The 1,190-nt window shown below is 69.3% G+C and carries 1 protein-coding gene and 2 pseudogenes; 2 read left to right on the forward strand and 1 reads right to left on the reverse strand.

Annotated elements, in window-relative coordinates:
• Positions 1-104 precede the first annotated feature (104 nt).
• A complete protein-coding gene (locus AB0I81_RS64090; protein ID WP_360680742.1) occupies positions 105-227 on the forward strand; it encodes a hypothetical protein in 123 nt (40 codons plus the stop codon).
• Between the two features lie 112 nt (positions 228-339).
• A pseudogene (locus AB0I81_RS64095) lies at positions 340-666 on the forward strand (transposase); the annotation flags it as partial.
• Between the two features lie 172 nt (positions 667-838).
• Here AB0I81_RS64095 and AB0I81_RS64100 read toward each other — a convergent pair.
• A pseudogene (locus tag AB0I81_RS64100) lies at positions 839-1,190 on the reverse strand (hypothetical protein); the annotation flags it as partial.

Below are 1,190 nucleotides of genomic sequence, written 5' to 3' on the forward strand. Positions count from 1 at the left end.
AGGTCAAGGGCGACTGGAACCGCCAGGTCGAGGCCGAGGAGGCGGCGGCGATCGCCTCCTGAACGCATGAGTGGGCCGCGCCGGTGCTGGGGGTACTCAAGGCCTTGTTCTCCGGCGGCGCCGTGGACGCCGAGGCGATGCAGCGGATGGGACTGGAGCGGCCGGGCGGCTTCGGTGAGCGCATCGAAGCGCGACTGGTCGCGCTGGCCTTGCGCGAGACCGCCTGATCCGCGCGGTTTCGCGCTTGCCGTTTTCCCACCCCAGCGCGCAGATTTTCCTTAGGCTGGTGCCGGACCGCACCCGATAACCGCCCTCGTCCCCGGCCGCGATGCTGTGGGCATGAACTCGACGCGCGACTTAGCAGATCCAACACCGGTTCCGCTCCCGGACGCCCAACGCATCCACGTGGTGACCGCCACCTGCATCCGGCGTCGCCGCATCTTCGCCAGCGACCGCGTCGCGCGCGTCGCCGCGGCCTCCATCGTCGACCCGGACAAATGGCTGGGCGCGCAGTTGCTGTGCTGGGTGCTGATGCCCGACCACTGGCTCGGGCTGATCCAGCTCGGCGAGGGAATGCGCCTGGAAAGCGTGGTCGCCTCGATGAAAGGCCGCGCCGCACGCGCGGTCAACCGCGAATTGAATCGGAAGGGCTACGTGTGGATGCCCGGTTTCCACGGCGAGCCCTTGCGCGAGCGGGAAAACCCGATGGAAACCGCGCGCCGCCTCGTCGCCCAGCCCAGGCGCGCCGGACTGGTGCGGCGGACCGGCGACTATCCTTACTGGGACGCGGTGTGGGCGCAGCGGCAAGCTCGCGGACGCGAACCGCTCCCCTGCACGCTCACGCTGCCTCGCCCGCCACCGGACGAGGCGTCCTCGCCCGCTCGAACGCCCGCCGCCCCCAGCGGATTCCCGGCTGCTCGACGAAGCGATACGTCAGCCACGCCGCCGGAATCGCTAAAGCCAGACTCACCACCAGACAAGCCGCATACGCCACACCGTCCGGCAATGCGGCGTACAAGCGCGCGAACACGCCGTACAAGCGCGACACCACGAACGGATGGACCAGATACAGCGAGTAGCTGATCGCACCGAGAAAACACGTCGCGCGGTTGACCAGCACGCGCACGGCGACGCCTTCGCCGGCCAGCAGCAGGCCGAGCAGGATCAGACCGTAAGCGAGCGCGCTGAGG

Origin of the sequence: Nonomuraea sp. NPDC050404 (assembly GCF_040655495.1) — a bacterium.
Lineage (GTDB): Bacteria > Actinomycetota > Actinomycetes > Streptosporangiales > Streptosporangiaceae > Nonomuraea.